The following is a 17,068-nucleotide window of genomic DNA, read 5'->3' as shown; positions in this document are numbered from 1 at the left end:
GACATCGGTGATCGGCCGCACCACGGCGCGCGTGATCGCCCAGGCGACGAGAAGACTCAGGGCCACGCCGCCGATCAGCGTCAGCAGGATCGAGAGCCGGCTGCGCTCGTAGATCTCGGTGGCGCCACGCTGTCCGGCGGCAATGCTGCCGTCCAACGCGGCGCGGGTCAGTTCGATGCCGGAGACCGTGGCCTCGTAGAGCCGGCTGACCTCCGCATTCATCGTCTCGACACGTTCGAAATCCCCGGCGGCCACCGCCTTGAGCTGCGTGTCGCTGCTGTCGCGATAGACGTTGTAGGTCTGCAGCGTATCCCGGAGTGCGCTGCCGAGGCGGTCCCAGGCGGCGGACCGGTCCGACGAGATCGACTGTGCCCGGAGCTCACCGGACATGCGCACGAGATCGGCGAAGAGCGCGTCGGTCGCCGCCGCCGTGCGGCGCCAGGTGGCGTAGTAGTCCTCGTCCTTCACGGTGCGCCCGCGCTCGCGCATGAGCACGGCGATGACCGCGTTGCGGCGCTGGACACCGAGGTCGCGCGCCCTGTTGCCGAGGTCGTCGAGCTGGCGCAGCACCATCAGGTCGCGCGCCACGATCCGGTCGATCGTTTCGCGAACCGTGCCGATCTGGCCGGTCGCGTAGAGCCCGAGCGCCACCAGGATCGCCGTGATGACGGCGAAGCCGAGCAGGATGCGTTTTCCGATCGAGATCGACACGTGACGTCAGGCTCCGGGCGTCGCGCGCGCGCGCATCAAGGCAGAAAGGGGCGCAGAAGGCGCGGCAGGTCGAGGATGGTGAAGCCGCCGCTCACGGTGCCGCCGCGATCCGAGCCGGCCGGTGCATAGCCCGAAAGCGGCTCCGCTCCCAAGCCGTCGCGATCGTCCGCCAGGGGCGGTGCCTCGATCGCGTCGAGTTCCACGCTGGCGAGACCGAGCACGCGGTCGACGGCGAACGCCACGGGCGGATCGTCGGCGCGCAGCCGCAGGAAGTGGCCTTGCCCGGCATTCGCGTCGTCGCGGCGGAACCCAAGAGCCTCGGCAAGGTCGATCACGCTGAGGATGGATCCGGCATGGGCGACGATGCCGCGCAGCGCCGCCGGCGCCCCCGGCACCTTCGTGCAGCCCCGCTCCGGCATCACGGCCGCCGTGGCCGACAGGGGAAACCCGTACTGCTCGGCGCCGACCAGGCAGACCAGGAAATCCCGGCACGCTCCGACCTGGCGGTCGACGAGTCCGCGCGCGGCCAGGGCCGCCGAGCGTTCATCGAGCAGGGCGCGATGGCGTTCGGTCTCGCTCACCGCAGAGGGCGCCCGAACTCTTCGAGCGCATGGCGCACCGTCACCACAAGATCGCCCGCCGTCACGCCGTCTCCTTCGGGAAGGGCCGCATCAGGCTCCAGTCCTTGCGCGAGGCGCAGCGCGTTGTCGAGGGCGCGGCGCGCGGGGGCGCGGCGGCCGAGCGAGGACAACATCAGGCCGAGATGGAGATGGGCCATCACGAAGTCGCGGTCGAGAAACAGCGCGCCGCGCAAGGCCCGTTCGGCCTCGGCCTCGCGTCCCAGGCTGCGGGCGAGGAGACCCTCGTAGTAGCGCAGGGGTGCCGCGGTCGGATCGGCATCGACGGCCTTGCGCAGCTGTTTCCACGCCTCGCCCGTATCGCCGGCATCCGCCAGGGCGCGGATGCGGGACAGCCGGTCTTCGGGAGAGTCGAAGTCGACCGGCGAACCTGCTGGCAAGACAGCATCGGGCAGGGGGATCGGATCGATCGCGATGGCGTCCGGCACGACGTCCTCGGCATAGGCGAAAACGGTCGCCGTCGGCGCCGGATCGGGCAGGGGCGCATGATCCCAGGCTTGCCGCGGGCTCGTGCCGGGAAGCGGGGGTTCGTCCCGGCGGCGGTAAGCCGCGGTGCCCGGGAGGGCGACCGGGGTGAGCCAGGCGTCGAAAGCCGGGTTCGGCTCGGCATGCCCGATCAGCAGCCAGCCGCCGGGGCGCAGCCGATCGGCGAAACCGCGCATCATGCCGAGCACGTGCTCGGCACTGAAGTAGATCAGCACGTTGCGGCAGAGGACGAGGTCGAACCCCGAGAAGCTCGCGGGCACGGTGCCGTCGATCAGCCCCATCAGGTTGCGCCGCTCGAACCGCACCATGTCGCGGAACTCGGAGCGCAAACGGTAGCCGCCCTCGCGGGTGGCGCCGGGCCGGGGCGCGGCGGGACGGAACCAGCGCAATCGCTCCTCGGTCGGCATGGTGCGCAGTGCCCAGCGGCCGTACTCGCCGGCCCGGGCGGTGGCGAGGGCGGCTTCGCTGATGTCGGTGCCGACGATGCCGACGTCCCAGCGGACGAGGTCGGCGCCGAGGAGCTCGTGCAGCAGGATCGCGATCGAGTAGGGCTCGGCCCCTGTCGAACAGCCGGCGCTCCAGATCCGCAGCGTGCGCTCCTCACGCCGCGCCGCGATGAGCGCCGGCAGGATCTGCTGCCTCAGCGCCGCGAACTGCTCGGCGTAGCGGAAGAAGAAGGTCTCGCCGATGGTGATCTCGGCCTCGAGCGCGGTCCATTCCTCGCGCCCGTCCGCTCCATCGAGATGGGCGAGATAGGCCCGGGCATCGGGCAGGTTGAGCGCCTTGAAGCGTCTGGCGAGACGGTCGAAGAGCAGATCGTCCTTGTCGGCATAGTAGTGGTGGGCGGTCCGCGCGATCACCCGCGCCTTCAGCGCTGGAAAGGCCGGATCTGCCGCCGGTCCCGATCCACGCCTGAAGCGGCTCCGGTCGAAGGGCACGGTCTCCCGCCTCACGACACGGCGGACAGGTCGAACGCCGCGAGCCGCTCGGCGGCCCGCCGACCGAGGGCAGCGACGCGTTCCCGCTCCTCGGCAGTCAGGAGGCGCGCCATCGACAACACGTGGACGAGGCGGTCGCCGAGCGCGACCTCGGCCTCGATGCAACCGTTGAGGGTCCGGCCTTCGGCGACCGGGCGCACGGTATCCGCACCGGCCTGGATCACGTCGAGCACCCGGTCGACGAGCAGCGCGAGGCTGCCGTCGGCGGCGAGGAGGACGTGCCGGTACGGATCGGGGTCCGACGCGTCACGTAGCCCCAGAAGTCTGGCAAGGTCGAGAACCGGGAGCGGAACGCCGCCGAGATTGAGGAAGCCGGCCAGAGGCCCGGCGGCGGCCGGAGGCGCATGCAGATGCGGCAGCGGCAGGATCTCGCGAACGGCCTCGCGCGGCAGAGCGCAAGGCGTGCCGGCCACGTCGAGGACGAGATACGTCGTGGTCGAGGGCGGCGCCACCGATGCTCCTTGTGGCCGAGGCGTACGGCCGAGATAGGGCCGGTCCATGGCGGCTGCAATCGCGGTGCTGCACGAACACCGGGCTTCGCCAGCGCGAACCGCGATCGGTCGCCGATCCGTACCCTCGGCGTCCGACGTATCGAAGGCTCGAACTTGCCGTTGACGCTTCCGCAGCCTTCGACTACACGAGCCGCTCGACTTCGAGACAGGTCAACTTTTCACATGCGTACGGTTCTCATCGTAGCGGAAGCGCCACGGACGGGGCGGGCTTAACGGAGCCCGCAGACCCGGTCGGTGGCGCATGCAGGGTCCCTCGGGGCCCTTTTTTGTTGCCGAAAGCCAGGGTCGTCGCACGAACAACGGGATGATGGAGGAGACGATGAGCGGCGAGGTCATGACCGGGGCCCAGATGGTCATCCGGGCTTTCCAGGACCAGGGCGTCGACACCCTGTTCGGCTATCCGGGCGGCGCAGTGCTGCCGATCTACGATGCGCTCTTCGGCGAAGAGCAGATCAAGCACGTGCTCGTGCGCCACGAGCAGGGCGCGATCCACGCGGCGGAGGGCTATGCCCGCTCGTCGGGCAAGGTCGGCTGCGTTCTCGTCACCTCAGGCCCCGGCGCCACCAACATCGTCACCGGCCTCACCGACGCGATGATGGACTCGATCCCGATCGTCGCGATCACTGGTCAGGTTCCGAGCCACCTGATCGGCACCGACGCGTTCCAGGAATGCGACACGGTCGGCATCACCCGCCACTGCACGAAGCACAACTACCTCGTCCGATCGATCGAGGACCTGCCGCGCATCCTGCACGAGGCCTTCTACATCGCCTCGCACGGGCGTCCCGGCCCGGTCGTCATCGACCTGCCGAAGGACATCCAGTTCGCAAGCGGGATCTACGAGCGGCCGACCGAGAACGGCCACAAGACCTACCACCCGGCCTTCAAGGGCGACGGCGAGCGGATCAAGGCTGCCGTCGAGATGATGGCGAATGCCCGGCGCCCGGTGTTCTACACCGGTGGCGGCGTCATCAATTCCGGACCCGAGGCGACGCGGCTGCTGCGCGCGTTGGTTGCCGAGACCGGCTTCCCGGTGACGTCGACCCTGATGGGCCTCGGCTGCTTCCCGGCTTCGGACGACAAGTTCCTGGGCATGCTCGGCATGCACGGGACCTACGAAGCCAACCTCGCGATGCACGACAGCGACCTGATCATCTGCGTCGGGGCGCGCTTCGACGACCGCATCACCGGCCGGCTCGACGCCTTCGCGCCGTTCTCGAAGAAGATCCACATCGACGTCGACGCCTCCTCGATCAACAAGGTCGTGCGCGCCGATATCGGCATCGTCGGCGACTGCGCCTCGGTGCTGGAGGACATGCTGGCCGATTGGCGCGCCCTGCCGAAGCAGCCGGACAAGGGCCGCCTCGACGAGTGGTTCGGCAAGATCCACACGTGGAAGGCGCGCGAGTGCCTCGCCTATTGGCCGTCGGGCACGATCATCAAGCCGCAATACGCGGTCCAGCGCCTCTACGAGGCCTGCAAGGACCGCAAGACCTTCATCACGACGGAGGTCGGCCAACACCAGATGTGGGCGGCGCAGTACTTCAAGTTCGAGGAGCCGAACCGCTGGATGACCTCCGGCGGTCTCGGCACCATGGGCTACGGCCTGCCCGCCGCGATCGGCACGCAGTTGGCCAACCCGGACGGACTCGTCATCGACATCGCCGGAGAGGCCTCGATCCTGATGAACATGCAGGAGATGTCGACGGCGGTTCAGTATCGCCTGCCGATCAAGATCTTCATCCTGAACAACGAGTACATGGGCATGGTGCGCCAGTGGCAGGAGCTGCTGCACGGCTCGCGCTACTCGCAGAGCTACTCGGAGAGCCTGCCGGACTTCGTCAAGCTCGCCGAGGCCTACGGCGCCAAGGGCATCCGCTGCGAGAAGCCCGGCGACCTCGACGCGGCCATCCAGGAGATGCTCGACTACGACGGTCCGGTGATCTTCGACTGCGTCGTGGACAAGAAGGAGAACTGCTTCCCGATGATCCCGTCGGGCAAGGCGCATAACGAGATGCTGCTCTCCGATTACCTCGGCGAGACCGGCGTCGAGATCGGCGACGTGATCTCGGCCGAAGGCAAGATGTTGGTCTGACCGGTCCGGGAGCCGAACCATGAACGCCATGAACACGCATTACCCCGAACCCACGAAGTTCGAGACCGTCAACCGGCACACGCTCGCCGTGATCGCCGACAACGAACCCGGCGTGCTTGCACGCATCGCCGGGATGTTCTCGGGCCGCGGTTACAACATCGAGAGCCTGACCGTGTCGGAGACGGAGGAGGCGCGCCACATCTCGCGCTTCACCATCGTCACCACCGGCACCGACGTGGTGATCGAGCAGATCAAGGCGCAGCTGAACCGGCTCGTCCCGGTCCACCGCGTCGTCGACCTGACCCTGCAGGGCCGGGCGCTGGAGCGCGAGCTCTGCCTCGTGAAGGTCGCCGGCACCGGCGATCACCGCAGCGAAGCCCTGACGCTCGCCGCCGCCTTCGGCGCGCGCACGCTCGACGCGACGCTCAGCTCCTTCGTGTTCGAGCTGACCGGTACGACCGAGGAGGTCGACCGCTTCATCCGGCTTCTCAGCGTGATCGGCCTCGTCGAGATCTCGCGCACGGGGATCGCGGCGATGGAGCGGGGGGCGGAGGCGCTCTGAACGCGTCTTTGCCGGAAGCAATGCTATCATGGCCTCGCAGACGGACCGCAGGAGGATCTGCGATGGAAGCCAAGGTGGCGCCAAGAGGCGATGATTTCGTTGTCCAGCTTTCGGCCGAGGACATCCATTCGCTCGGGTTGCGCGAAGGGCAGATCGTCGAAATCATGCCGAAGCGAAAGCGCGAATTGATGCTGGCCGACATGATTGCCGAGATGGACCGACTGGGACCGTCCCACCGTCCGGACGTAGTCGATGGGGGTCCGGACGTCGGTGCAGAAATCATCGATGACGGCGATCGATGAGCTGCCGCCGTCTTCGGGCGACCTTGTTTGGGTCGATCTGGGGCCGACCAAGGGTCGCGAGCAGAATGGTGTTCGGCCTGCCGTCGTCTTGACCGACAGCGCGTTTCATCTGCGGAACGCGACGGCGATCATCTGCCCAATCACGAGCAACACGCATCCTTGGCCCACGAAGGTCATCCTTCCTGCGGGACTGCCCGTTGCCGGAGCCGTGCTCGCCGACCAAATCCGTAGCGTCGATCGATCGACGCACGGCTTTCGGCGCGTTGGAGCCGTGCCAGCCTCGGTGCTCGCAGAAATCAGGCTGAAGGTCGCCGTGCCGATCGGAGCCGTTGCGGACGGCGATCTTCCGGGGCCGACACCGTGACCGCCCGCACACTCTATTACGCCCCCGGCACCTGCTCCCTCGCCGCCCACATCGCCCTCGAAGAAACCGGCACACCCTTCGAGACCGTGCGGATCGACCTCGCCAAGGGTGGCCAGCGTGCACCGGAATACCTCGCCGTCAACGAGCGCGGCCGGGTGCCGGCGCTCTGGGAGGACGGCTGGGTGCTGACCGAAACCCAGGCGATCCTGCGCCACGTCGCCCGTTCGCATCCGGACGCCGGGCTCTGGCCCGAGGATCCGCGCGATCAGGCCATCGCCGACGAATGGCTCGCCTGGCTCGCCACCAACCACCACGCGGCCTTTCGGCAGGCGCGGATGCCGTCGCGCTACTCGGACGAGGACGAGGGTCTTGACGCGATCCGTGCCAAGGGCGCCGACACCTACGGCGACCTCGCCACGATGACCGAAGTGCGGCTCTCGCACGGCGGCTGGGCCTTGGGCGTTCACTACAGCGGGGTCGATCCTTACCTGCTGGTGTTTTGGAACTGGGGCAGCAGCCCGACCCTCCGCTTCGCCATGGCCGATCGCTTCCCGGCCTGGACCGCCCATGCCCGCCGCGTCGCGGGACGGCCGGCCGTACGTGCGGTTCTGGCGCGCGAAGGGCTGACGCTTCCGGCCTGAGAACCGCCCTTGCGGCACGATCGAAATCCGCCTATGAGCCGAACCGTACGGTACGGTACGGCCCCCCGGAGTGCAATGGAATCAAGCCCCGCCATCGAGACCACGACCCCATCCGCCCGCCAGCAGGCCGTGCTCGACGCCGTGCTCGGGTTGATGGTGGAGGCGGGCGACCAGCTCACCATGGACGCGGTCGCGCGCCGTGCGAGCTGCTCCAAGGAAACGCTCTACAAGTGGTTCCGCGACCGCGACGGCCTGCTGACCGCGACGGTGCAGTGGCAGGCCTCGCGGGTGCGCGCCGGACGCTACGAGGCCCGCGCGCTCGATGTCGCCACCTTGAGCGAGAGCCTGCGGGACTTCGCGACGACATGGCTCGAAGTCATTTCGAGCTCCGCTTCGATCGCCCTGAACCGCATCGCCATCGGCGATGCCGGATCGCGCAAGAGCAATCTCGGTAGCATCGTCCTGGCGAACGGGCGCTTCGCCATCGGCGATCGCCTGAAGCCGCTGCTGGAGGCGGGGCGCGCGGCGGGGCTGTTGGCCTTCGACGACAGCGAGACCGCCTTCCGGACGTTCTTCGGCCTCGTCGGCCGCGACGTCCAGATCCGACTTCTGCTCGGCGATGCGATCGACTTCGACGCCGCCGAGATCCGACGCGACGCCGCCAGCGCGGTCGAGCAGTTTCTGGCCCTCTACGGCCAGCCCCAAAGCTAACCACACCAGCTTCAGCAGAAGGACAAGAAACATGCGGGTTTATTACGATCGCGACGCCGACCTGAACCTGATCAAGGGCAAGAAGGTCGTCATCGTCGGCTACGGCAGCCAGGGCCATGCCCACGCGCTCAACCTGCGCGACTCCGGCGTGAAGGGCATCATCATCGCCCTGCGCGAGGGCTCGGCCACCGCCAAGAAAGCCGAGCACGAGGGCTTCACGGTGATGAACGTCGCCGACGCCGCCAAGCAGGCCGACGTCGTGATGATGCTCACCCCAGACGAGTTGCAGGGCGACATCTACAAGGAGTCGCTCGAGGGCAACATGAAGCAGGGCGCCGCCCTCCTGTTCGCCCACGGCCTCAACGTGCACTTCAACCTGATCGAGCCCCGCAAGGATCTCGACGTCCTGATGGTCGCCCCCAAGGGCCCCGGCCACACCGTGCGCGGCGAATACCTCAAGGGCGGCGGTGTCCCCACGCTGATCGCCATCGCCCAGGACGCCTCCGGCAATGCCCACGACCTCGGCCTGTCCTACGCCTCGGCCAATGGCGGCGGTCGCGCCGGCATCATCGAGACCACCTTCAAGGAGGAGTGCGAGACCGACCTGTTCGGTGAGCAGGCCGTGCTCTGCGGCGGCCTCGTCGAGCTGATCAAGGCCGGCTTCGAGACCCTGGTCGAGGGCGGCTACGCCCCCGAGATGGCCTATTTCGAGTGCCTCCACGAAGTGAAGCTCATCGTCGACCTCATCTACGAGGGCGGCATCGCCAACATGAACTACTCGATCTCCAATACCGCCGAGTACGGCGAGTATGTCACCGGCCCGCGCATCGTGACGTCGGAGACCAAGGCCGAGATGAAGCGCGTGCTGGACGACATCCAGTCGGGCAAGTTCACCCGCGACTGGATGCTGGAAAACAAGGTCGGCCAGACCTCGTTCAAGGCCACCCGCGCCAAGCTCGCCCGTCACCCGATCGAAGAAGTCGGCGCCAAGCTCCGCGGCATGATGCCGTGGATCTCGGAGAAGGCGCTGGTCGATAAGTCCAAGAACTGATCTTTTCGGAGTCGAGGCTGGGCTTTGCTCGGCCTCGGCGACGGATCTCGGCCGGTGTCGCGAGGGCGACATCGGCCTTTTCTTCGAATTTCGCTTGGGCAAAATGCCCTTCCGGCCGGCCGCGCGCCTTGCGAAGCTGCCGCCGAACAAGAACAGTCAGGGGAGGGACGATTCCGATGGGCTCGCTCTACAGCGAAGAACACCGTGCGTTGCAGGACGAATTCGGCACGCGCAAGCTCGCCGACTTCCTCGACAAGCATCACGTCCAGCCGGCGATCGGCGAGCAGGAGAGCGGCTTCATCGAGAGCCGCGACATGTTCTTCCTCTCGACCGTCGACCCCGACGGCAACCCGACCGTTTCCTACAAGGGCGGCCCGACCGGCTTCGTGAAGGTGCTCGGGCCGAACGCGCTCGCCTTCCCCGGTTACGACGGCAACGGCATGTTCCTGTCGATGGGCAACATCGCCGGGCAGCATAAGGTCGGCATGCTGTTCATCGACTTCGAGACGCCGCACCGCGTCCGTGTCCAGGGCACGGCGCGGGTCGTGCGCGACGATCCCTTGGTCGGCGAGTTCCCCGAGGCGCAGTACATCGTGCGGGTCGAGGTCACGAGCATCTGGGTGAACTGCCCGCGCTACATCCACACCTACACGCGCGTCGAGCAGAGCCGCTACGTGCCCAAGGCCGCGTGCGAGACGCCGCTCGCGCAGTGGAAGCGCCTCGACATGGTGCAGGAGGTGATCGCCGACGAGGATCGTGCGCGCGCCGAGAGCGAGGGCGTGCTCAGCCTCGACGCCTATGGTGAGAAGCTGGTGAAGGGCGAGGCCTGAGTCTCACACCGCCCGCAAGGCCGGCCCCCGCCGCACGAAGCCGACGATGTCCTTGACCGCATCGAGGGTCGGGGCGGCCAGCGCCTCGGCCCGCTCCGAGCCATCGGCGAGCACCGCGTCGATGTGGGACGGATCGGCCACCAGCCGCTTCATCTCGCCGGCGATCGGCGCCAGCTTCTCGACGGCGAGGTCGACCAGCGCCGGCTTGAAGGTCGAGAACTGCGAGCCGCCGTAATCGGCCAGCACCTCTTCCCGTGAGATCCCGCGCAGGGCCGCGAAGATGCCGACCAGGTTGTCCGCCTCCGGCCGCCCGGCGAGGCCGGCGACCTCGGAGGGCAGGGCCTCCGGGTCGGTCTTGGCCTTGCGGACCTTCTGCGCGATCGTATCGGCATCATCCGTGAGGTTGATGCGCGAATTGTCGGAGGGGTCCGACTTCGACATCTTCTTCGCACCGTCCCGCAGCGACATGACCCGCGCCGCCGGGCCTCCGATCAGCGGCTCGGTGATCGGAAAGAACTGCTCGCCGTGGCCATGGGCGAGGATCGACCCCGAAAAGTCGTTGTTGAACTTCTGGGCGATGTCGCGGGTGAGTTCGAGGTGCTGCTTCTGGTCCTCGCCGACCGGCACATGCGTCGCGCGGTAGGCCAGGATGTCGGCGGCCATCAGCACGGGGTAGTCGTAGAGCCCGATCGAAGCGGCCTCGCGGTCCTTGCCGGCCTTGTCCTTGAACTGGGTCATGCGGTTGAGCCAGCCGAGCCGCGCCACGCAGTTGAAGATCCAGGTCAGCTCGGCGTGCTGCGGCACCTGACTCTGATTGAACACGATCGAGCGCTTCGGGTCGATGCCGGCGGCCAGGAACGCCGCCGTGACTTCGCGGATCTGCCCCTTCAGCGCCTCGGGGTCCTGCCACAGTGTGATCGCGTGCAGGTCGACGACGCAGTAGAGGCACTGCGCATCGCGCTCCTGCATCTCCACGAAGCGTTTGATCGCGCCGAGATAGTTGCCGAGATGCAGGTTCCCGGTCGGCTGGACGCCGGAAAACACCAACTCCGAAAACGCCGCCATCGGCGCGATCCTTCAAGCCATGCGCCGGAGCGGCCCACCGCCCGATCGAAGGGCCGGGTTCTGACACCCGGTGCGCGGCACGGTCAAGGATCCGCGGCGATCGATGGACGCGACGACCGCTCTCAAGACACCTTCATCGCCGAGGCCGAAGCCCGTGCCCGGCCGGTCGGGCAGAGGTCGAGGAGCACGCATCTGGCACAAGCCGGATTGCGGTGGTGGCAGACGTGCTGCCCATGCAGCATCAGCACCTCGTGGTTGTCGTAGAGCGCCTGTGCCGACCAATCCTCGGGAAGCTGGGCACGCAGGATTGCGTGCGAGGGACCGACATCGACTGTGTCGCCGATGAGACCCGTGCGCTGCGCCACGCGGTGGTGGTGGCTGTCGACCGGCAAGGCCGGCATGCGCAGGGTCGAGAACGATAGCACCGCCGCACTCGTCTTCGGGCCGACGCCCGGAATGGCTTCGAGCCAGGCCCGCGCCGCATCGACGGTCAGGTCGGCGAGGAAATCGAGGCACAGCGATCCGCGCATCTCGGCAATGGCGAGAAGGACGGCGCGGATCCGCGGCCCCTTCAACTCGGGCCAGGTCACGCAGCGGATCGTCTCTTCGATCTCTGCCGGGTCGGCTTGCACGACCTGCCGCCAATCCGGCCAGCGTGCCCTCAGCGCCTTGAAGGCGCGACCGGAATCGGCATTGCGCGTCCTGTGGGAGAGCAGCGACGAGACCAGTTCGCTCAACGGATCCAGATCGTGGAAATAAGCGATCGGGCAGCCGTACACCGTGCAGAGATGCCGGTGGATATCGAGCGCCTTGGCCGAGAGGCGCTCCGCCTCATCAGCCCTGAGCGGATCGGGCCTCGATCGGGGGGTCGGCCGTGCGTGAGATGCGGAGATGGGCATGCAGCCGGAATCCGCGGCGAGTCAGGCCCGTTCCCACCTGCGGCATTGCGGTCCGCTATTTCGGCAGGGCGTAGATGTTGATGTCGAGCTTGTCGTCGGCGGATTCGCTCAGGTCGGTGACGTATTCCTCGATGAAGCGGTCCTGCACCGCGATGTCCTTGGCGTCGAAATACGCGATCAGGGTGTCGTAGGTGCCGCTGATCTCGTCGTAGGAGCCGGCATGCTTGAAGCGCAGCGCCTTGCCGCTCGGGGTCGCACCGAAACGCAGGCCCTCGCCCGAGGTCGGGCCTGACGACGGCACGGCCTCCACCGGGATCATCGCCTCGTACTGAAAACCGTTGTCCTCGGTCTTGGTGAAGACCGCGAGCGGCCGCCCCGTCGGACGGATGCCGGCCTTCGCCAATTCGCCCTCGATCCTGGCGAAGGAGGCCTTCAGGCTCGCGACGGCCTCCTCCCAGGTCGTCTTGCCCGAGAGGATCGCGGCGGGCTTGGCCGGTAGCGTGACCTCGTCGACGTCGCTCGGTTCGGCCGGCGCGGGCACCAGGGTCTGGCGCGCCGGAGGCGTGGACGACCGGGCGGGCGCTGTTCCGGGGACGCTCGGCGGCGCCAGCGATTTGTCGGGCGCGGGGTTCACGGTGCCGGCAGGCTTGGCGGAGGTGTCCGGCACGGTCGTGGTCGAGAGCGGATTCGCCTCGGCGGGGGAGGGCGTCTTCGAAGGCGGAGGCGCTGGCTGCTCGGCAGCCCTGCCGGCCGAGACGGCGAGCGCAAGCGCGAGGGCGGCGGCGGTCACGGGACGAAGACGGGTCAAGGTGGCGCTCCGGTCTCTGGTCCGCAGCGAATCGCGCGCACCGTCGGTTCTCGCCAAGCTAGCGACGATGCGGTCGCTCCGCGAGGCTGCGGTTCAGCACGCATGCCGCATGCCGGTCCGGCCCTCGCGTCGGGCGGTACGGTTTGCCATATACGCGGACCATTCCCGAACCTCGAACCGCCGCCCGAGCACCCGTCACCGCAGCGATCGCCCGACACAGCCGCATGACCCCACTCGCCAATCACCGCTTCCTGAAGATGCACGGCGCCGGCAACGCCATCGTCGTGCTCGACCTGCGCGGCTCGCGTCACATCGTCAGCGGTCCGGAGGCCAGCGCCATCGCCGGAGACCCGCGCTCGGTTTTCGACCAGCTGATGGTGATCCACGACGCCAAGTCCCCCGGCACCGATGCCTTCCTGCGGATCTACAATACCGACGGCTCACGCTCGGGGGCCTGCGGCAACGGCACGCGCTGCGTCGCCTTCGCCATGCTCGACGATCCCGCCATGGCGCGGCCGGTCGAGTGCGGATCGCTGACGCTGGAGACCGAGGCCGGGCTCGTCGGCGTCCGGCGGATCGCCGACCGCAGCTTCACCGTCGACATGGGCAAGCCGCGCCTCAAGTGGGACGAGATCCCGCTCCGCGACCCTTTCCCCGATACGCGGCGGATCGAGCTGCAGATCGGACCGATCGACGATCCGATCCTGCACTCGCCCGGCGCCGTCAGCATGGGCAACCCGCACGCGATCTTCTTCGTCGATCGCGACCCCGACGATTACGATCTCGGCCGGATCGGGCCGATGCTGGAGGGGCATCCGATCTTCCCGGAACGCGCCAACATCTCGATCGCGCAGGTCGTCGCCCGCGACATCATCAAGCTCCGCGTCTGGGAGCGCGGCGCCGGATTGACGCTCGCCTGCGGCACCGCCGCCTGCGCCACCGTGGTCGCCGCCTCGCGGCTGCGTATGATCGGCCGGCAGGCGACTGTCGGCCTGCCCGGCGGACAGCTCGCCATCGAGTGGCGGGCCGACGACCACGTGCTGATGACCGGCCCGGTCTTCCTCGAAGGGGAGGGCACCTTCGCGCCGGAGCTTTTTTCCGGGCTTGCTCCGTGAGCGTCGAAACGCTCACCTTCGGCTGCCGGCTCAACACCGTCGAATCCGAGGTGATGCGCGACCACGCGCTCGAACCCTCGGCCGAACGCGATCTCGTCCTCGTCAACACCTGCGCGGTCACGGCCGAAGCCGGGCGGCAGGCCCGCAAGGCCATCCGCAAGCTGGCACGGGAGCGACCCGGTGCCGAAATCGTCGTCACCGGCTGCGGCGCCGAGATCGAGACGGTGGCCTATGCCGCCATGCCCGAGGTCACCCGCCTCGTCGGCAACGCCGCGAAGACCCGGCCCGAGACCTGGAGAGACGCCACGCCGGCTCCCGGCATCGGCGCCGTGATGCAGGCGCGCGCGACGGATGGGACGCGGATCACCGGCATGGCCGGTCACACCCGGGCCTTCGTGCCGGTCCAGAACGGCTGCGACCACCGCTGCACCTTCTGCGTGATCCCGTTCGGGCGCGGAAGCTCGCGCTCGGTCCCCCTCGCCGACGCCGTGGCCCAGGTCCGCCGGATCGTCGCGCATGGCGGTCGCGAGGTGGTGCTGACCGGCGTCGACCTCACCGCCTATGGCCGCGACCTCGATGCGGACCTGACCCTCGGCCGCCTGGTCAAGGCGATCCTGTCCGCCGTGCCCGATCTCGCCCGCCTGCGCATCTCCTCGATCGACTCGGTCGAGGCGGACGGCGACCTGCTCGATGCCTTCGCGACCGAAGCGCGGCTGATGCCGCATCTCCACCTCTCGCTCCAGGCGGGCGACGACGTGATCCTCAAGCGGATGAAGCGCCGGCATACGCGCTCCGACGCGATCCGGTTCTGCGAGGACGTCCGCCGCCTGCGTCCCGGGACGATCTTCGGCGCCGACCTGATCGCCGGCTTTCCCACCGAGACCGAAGCCCAGTTCGCCCGCTCCCTCGACCTCGTGGCGGAATGCGGCCTGACGCATCTCCACGTCTTCCCGTACTCGCCCCGCCCCGGTACGCCGGCCGAGCGGATGCCGCAGGTCGCGGGCGACGTGGTACGCGAGCGCGCCGCCCGGTTACGCGCGGCCGGGGCATCGGCCCTGGTCCGGCACCTCGACGGCGAGGTCGGTCAGACCCGGCGCATTCTCGTCGAGCGCGGCGGCACCGGGCGGACCGAGGCGTTCACGATGGTTCGGCTCGGCGACGGGCTCGCGGAGCGTCTGGTCCCGGGAGCCATCGCCGAGGTCGTGATCGACGGACACGACGGTCGTATCCTCGCCGCGGCGCAAGTTGCGAAGAACCCGCCCGTCGGGTAATAACTCGCCCGATTCTTCCGTTCGGATCATAGGCTGCGGATTGCACCGCTCCTGTCCGCCGGGAGGTCGGCCCTCGACCATCGCTTATCGAGCATGCGTCGGCCCCTTCTTGATCGGGGGGTGAGCCCGGACCGTTTCGGTCCCGGGCGGTGAGGAAGAGGGTCTTCCGCAACACGAGCCGCCGACGCCGGCCTCCGCGAGAGGCCATTCAGGAGAGAGAATGTCTGCAGGTCTGAACGCGCGCGACACCGCGCCGAGCCGTGACGATTTCGCCGCGCTGCTCGAAGAGTCCTTCCTCGAGCACGAGATCACCGAGGGTTCGGTCGTCAAGGGTACCGTCGTCGGCATCGAGAAGGATGTCGCGGTCATCGACATCGGCGCCAAGACGGAAGGCCGTGTCGCCCTCAAGGAATTCCACGGCCCCGGTCGTGAAGGCGACCTCAAGGTCGGCGACGTCGTCGAAGTCTATGTCGACCGGATCGAGAACGCGCTCGGCGAAGCCGTCATCTCGCGCGACAAGGCCCGCCGCGAAGAGAGCTGGGTCAAGCTCGAGAAGTCGTTCGAGAACAACGACCGCGTCACCGGCACGATCTTCAACCAGGTCAAGGGCGGCTACACCGTCGATCTCGACGGCGCCGTGGCGTTCCTGCCGCGCTCCCAGGTCGACATCCGTCCCGTGCGCGACGTGACCCCGCTGCTCGGCACGCCGCAGCCCTTCCAGATCCTCAAGATGGATCGCCGCCGCGGCAACATCGTCGTGTCGCGCCGCACCGTCCTCGAAGAGAGCCGCGCCGAGCAGCGCTCCGAGCTCGTGGCCAACCTCGAAGAGGGTCAGGTCATCGACGGCGTCGTCAAGAACATCACCGAGTACGGCGCCTTCGTCGATCTCGGCGGCATCGACGGCCTGCTGCACGTCACCGACATGGCCTGGCGCCGCGTCAACCACCCGTCCGAGGTCGTTGCGATCGGTGCGACGGTCAAGGTCAAGATCATCAAGATCAACCACGAGACCCACCGCATCTCGCTCGGCATCAAGCAGCTGCTCGCCGATCCGTGGGAGGGCATCGCCCAGCGCTACCCGGTCGACGCCAAGCTCAAGGGCCGCGTGACCAACATCACCGATTACGGCGCCTTCGTGGAGCTGGAGCCGGGGATCGAGGGCCTGATCCACGTCTCCGAGATGAGCTGGACCAAGAAGAACGTCCACCCCGGCAAGATCGTCTCCACCTCCCAGGAAGTGGAAGTTCAGATCCTCGAGGTCGATCCGGTCAAGCGCCGCATCTCGCTCGGCCTCAAGCAGACCCTGCAGAACCCGTGGGAGGCCTTCGCCGAGAAGCATCCCGTCGGCTCCGAGGTCGAGGGCGAGGTCAAGAACAAGACCGAGTTCGGCCTGTTCATCGGCATCGAGGGCGACGTGGACGGCATGGTCCACCTCTCGGACCTCGACTGGCAGCGCCCCGGCGAGCAGGTGATCGAGGAGTTCAAGAAGGGCGACATCGTCAAGGCGCAGGTCCTCGACGTCGACGTCGAGAAGGAGCGCATCTCGCTCGGCATCAAGCAGGTGGGCGGCGATCCCTTCGCCGAGGCCGGCGACCTCAAGAAGGGTCAGATCGTGACCTGCGAAGTGACCGAGGTGAAGGATTCGGGCCTCGAGGCGAAGATCGTCGACAGCGACATGACGACCTTCGTCCGCCGCGCCGAACTCGCCCGCGACCGCGGCGACCAGCGCCCCGAGCGTTTCGCCGCCGGCGAGAAGTTCGATGCCCGCGTCGTGCAGTTCGACCGCAAGGCCCGCCGCGTCCAGGTCTCCATCAAGGCGCTCGAAGTCGCCGAGGAGAAGGAGGCGATGGCCCAGTTCGGCTCTGCCGATTCCGGTGCCTCGCTCGGCGAGATCCTCGGCGCGGCCTTCAACAAGAAGAAGGGCGACGACGAGTAAGCTCGTCCGCGCTCGATCGCCCCGGAGCCGGTTCGCCGGCCCCGGGGCTTTTTTGTTTCTGGATCAGCCAGCA

Annotated in this window: 18 protein-coding genes; 11 read left to right on the top strand and 7 right to left on the bottom strand. The window is 68.0% G+C overall.

Annotated features, from left to right (window positions below; all coding sequences use genetic code 11):
- The 4 genes from MHA02_RS13905 to MHA02_RS13890 form a co-directional block, all read right to left on the bottom strand.
- Window positions 1–711 (bottom strand): MCP four helix bundle domain-containing protein (locus tag MHA02_RS13905; RefSeq protein ID WP_507762917.1); only part of this gene is annotated, 711 nt, incomplete at its 3' end.
- A 35-nt stretch (window positions 712–746) separates the two neighbouring features.
- Window positions 747–1,292: a chemotaxis protein CheW gene (locus MHA02_RS13900; protein WP_147079608.1), complete on the bottom strand. Its 546-nt coding sequence runs from the start codon at window positions 1,290–1,292 to the stop codon at window positions 747–749.
- The gene (locus tag MHA02_RS13895) at window positions 1,289–2,773 is read right to left on the bottom strand and encodes a CheR family methyltransferase (protein ID WP_147079606.1); all 1,485 of its coding nucleotides are present in this window, start codon (window positions 2,771–2,773) and stop codon (window positions 1,289–1,291) included. The genes MHA02_RS13900 and MHA02_RS13895 overlap by 4 nt, the downstream gene beginning before the upstream one ends.
- Window positions 2,774–2,784: 11 nt before the next feature.
- A complete protein-coding gene (locus tag MHA02_RS13890; RefSeq protein WP_238180456.1) occupies window positions 2,785–3,285 on the bottom strand; it encodes a chemotaxis protein CheW in 501 nt (166 codons plus the stop codon).
- A gap of 379 nt (window positions 3,286–3,664) precedes the next feature.
- Here MHA02_RS13890 and MHA02_RS13885 point away from each other — a divergent pair, with 379 nt between their 5' ends.
- The 8 genes from MHA02_RS13885 (at window position 3,665) to MHA02_RS13850 (ending at window position 9,901) form a co-directional block, all read left to right on the top strand.
- Window positions 3,665–5,440, top strand: a complete 1,776-nt coding sequence (locus tag MHA02_RS13885; protein WP_147079602.1) for an acetolactate synthase 3 large subunit — start codon at window positions 3,665–3,667, stop codon at window positions 5,438–5,440.
- A 19-nt stretch (window positions 5,441–5,459) separates the two neighbouring features.
- The gene (gene ilvN / locus MHA02_RS13880; protein WP_147079601.1) at window positions 5,460–6,002 is read left to right on the top strand and encodes an acetolactate synthase small subunit; all 543 of its coding nucleotides are present in this window, start codon (window positions 5,460–5,462) and stop codon (window positions 6,000–6,002) included.
- Window positions 6,003–6,064: 62 nt separating this feature from the next.
- Complete coding sequence (locus MHA02_RS13875; protein WP_147079599.1) at window positions 6,065–6,304, top strand: MazF family transcriptional regulator; 240 nt, start codon at window positions 6,065–6,067, stop codon at window positions 6,302–6,304.
- The gene (locus MHA02_RS13870; RefSeq protein WP_147079597.1) at window positions 6,288–6,668 is read left to right on the top strand and encodes a type II toxin-antitoxin system PemK/MazF family toxin; all 381 of its coding nucleotides are present in this window, start codon (window positions 6,288–6,290) and stop codon (window positions 6,666–6,668) included. The genes MHA02_RS13875 and MHA02_RS13870 overlap by 17 nt, the downstream gene beginning before the upstream one ends.
- Entirely contained in the window at window positions 6,665–7,309 is a 645-nt protein-coding gene (locus MHA02_RS13865) for a glutathione S-transferase family protein (protein WP_147079595.1), read from the top strand. The genes MHA02_RS13870 and MHA02_RS13865 overlap by 4 nt, the downstream gene beginning before the upstream one ends.
- 75 nt (window positions 7,310–7,384) lie before the next feature.
- A complete protein-coding gene (locus MHA02_RS13860) occupies window positions 7,385–8,020 on the top strand; it encodes a TetR/AcrR family transcriptional regulator C-terminal domain-containing protein (RefSeq protein WP_147079593.1) in 636 nt (211 codons plus the stop codon).
- The gene (gene ilvC, locus MHA02_RS13855) at window positions 7,929–9,071 is read left to right on the top strand and encodes a ketol-acid reductoisomerase (RefSeq protein ID WP_170249225.1); all 1,143 of its coding nucleotides are present in this window, start codon (window positions 7,929–7,931) and stop codon (window positions 9,069–9,071) included. Before MHA02_RS13860 ends, ilvC begins: the two co-directional genes overlap by 92 nt.
- Window positions 9,072–9,247: 176 nt before the next feature.
- On the top strand, window positions 9,248–9,901 hold the full coding sequence (locus MHA02_RS13850; RefSeq protein WP_147079590.1) for a pyridoxamine 5'-phosphate oxidase family protein: 654 nt from the start codon (window positions 9,248–9,250) through the stop codon (window positions 9,899–9,901).
- 3 nt (window positions 9,902–9,904) lie between these two features.
- Here MHA02_RS13850 and trpS read toward each other — a convergent pair whose 3' ends face one another.
- The 3 genes from trpS to MHA02_RS13835 all read right to left on the bottom strand — a co-directional run bounded on the left by trpS (window position 9,905) and on the right by MHA02_RS13835 (window position 12,673).
- Window positions 9,905–10,966: a tryptophan--tRNA ligase gene (gene trpS, locus MHA02_RS13845; RefSeq protein WP_147079588.1), complete on the bottom strand. Its 1,062-nt coding sequence runs from the start codon at window positions 10,964–10,966 to the stop codon at window positions 9,905–9,907.
- A 122-nt stretch (window positions 10,967–11,088) separates the two neighbouring features.
- The gene (locus MHA02_RS13840) at window positions 11,089–11,865 is read right to left on the bottom strand and encodes an endonuclease III domain-containing protein (protein ID WP_147079586.1); all 777 of its coding nucleotides are present in this window, start codon (window positions 11,863–11,865) and stop codon (window positions 11,089–11,091) included.
- Between the two features lie 55 nt (window positions 11,866–11,920).
- Window positions 11,921–12,673, bottom strand: a complete 753-nt coding sequence (locus tag MHA02_RS13835) for a GyrI-like domain-containing protein (RefSeq protein WP_147079584.1) — start codon at window positions 12,671–12,673, stop codon at window positions 11,921–11,923.
- Window positions 12,674–12,897: 224 nt separating this feature from the next.
- Here MHA02_RS13835 and dapF point away from each other — a divergent pair, with 224 nt between their 5' ends.
- The 3 genes from dapF to rpsA all read left to right on the top strand — a co-directional run bounded on the left by dapF (window position 12,898) and on the right by rpsA (window position 16,995).
- Window positions 12,898–13,788: a diaminopimelate epimerase gene (dapF, locus tag MHA02_RS13830; RefSeq protein WP_147079582.1), complete on the top strand. Its 891-nt coding sequence runs from the start codon at window positions 12,898–12,900 to the stop codon at window positions 13,786–13,788.
- Window positions 13,785–15,059: a tRNA (N(6)-L-threonylcarbamoyladenosine(37)-C(2))-methylthiotransferase MtaB gene (mtaB, locus tag MHA02_RS13825; protein WP_147079580.1), complete on the top strand. Its 1,275-nt coding sequence runs from the start codon at window positions 13,785–13,787 to the stop codon at window positions 15,057–15,059. The genes dapF and mtaB overlap by 4 nt, the downstream gene beginning before the upstream one ends.
- A 220-nt stretch (window positions 15,060–15,279) precedes the next feature.
- Window positions 15,280–16,995, top strand: coding sequence for a 30S ribosomal protein S1 (gene rpsA / locus MHA02_RS13820; RefSeq protein ID WP_147079578.1), 1,716 nt, complete (start codon window positions 15,280–15,282; stop codon window positions 16,993–16,995).
- Window positions 16,996–17,068 lie beyond the last annotated feature (73 nt).

It is taken from the genome of Methylobacterium haplocladii (genome assembly GCF_007992175.1).
GTDB lineage: Bacteria > Pseudomonadota > Alphaproteobacteria > Rhizobiales > Beijerinckiaceae > Methylobacterium > Methylobacterium haplocladii.
This window is presented reverse-complemented; position numbering and strand designations above follow the sequence as displayed.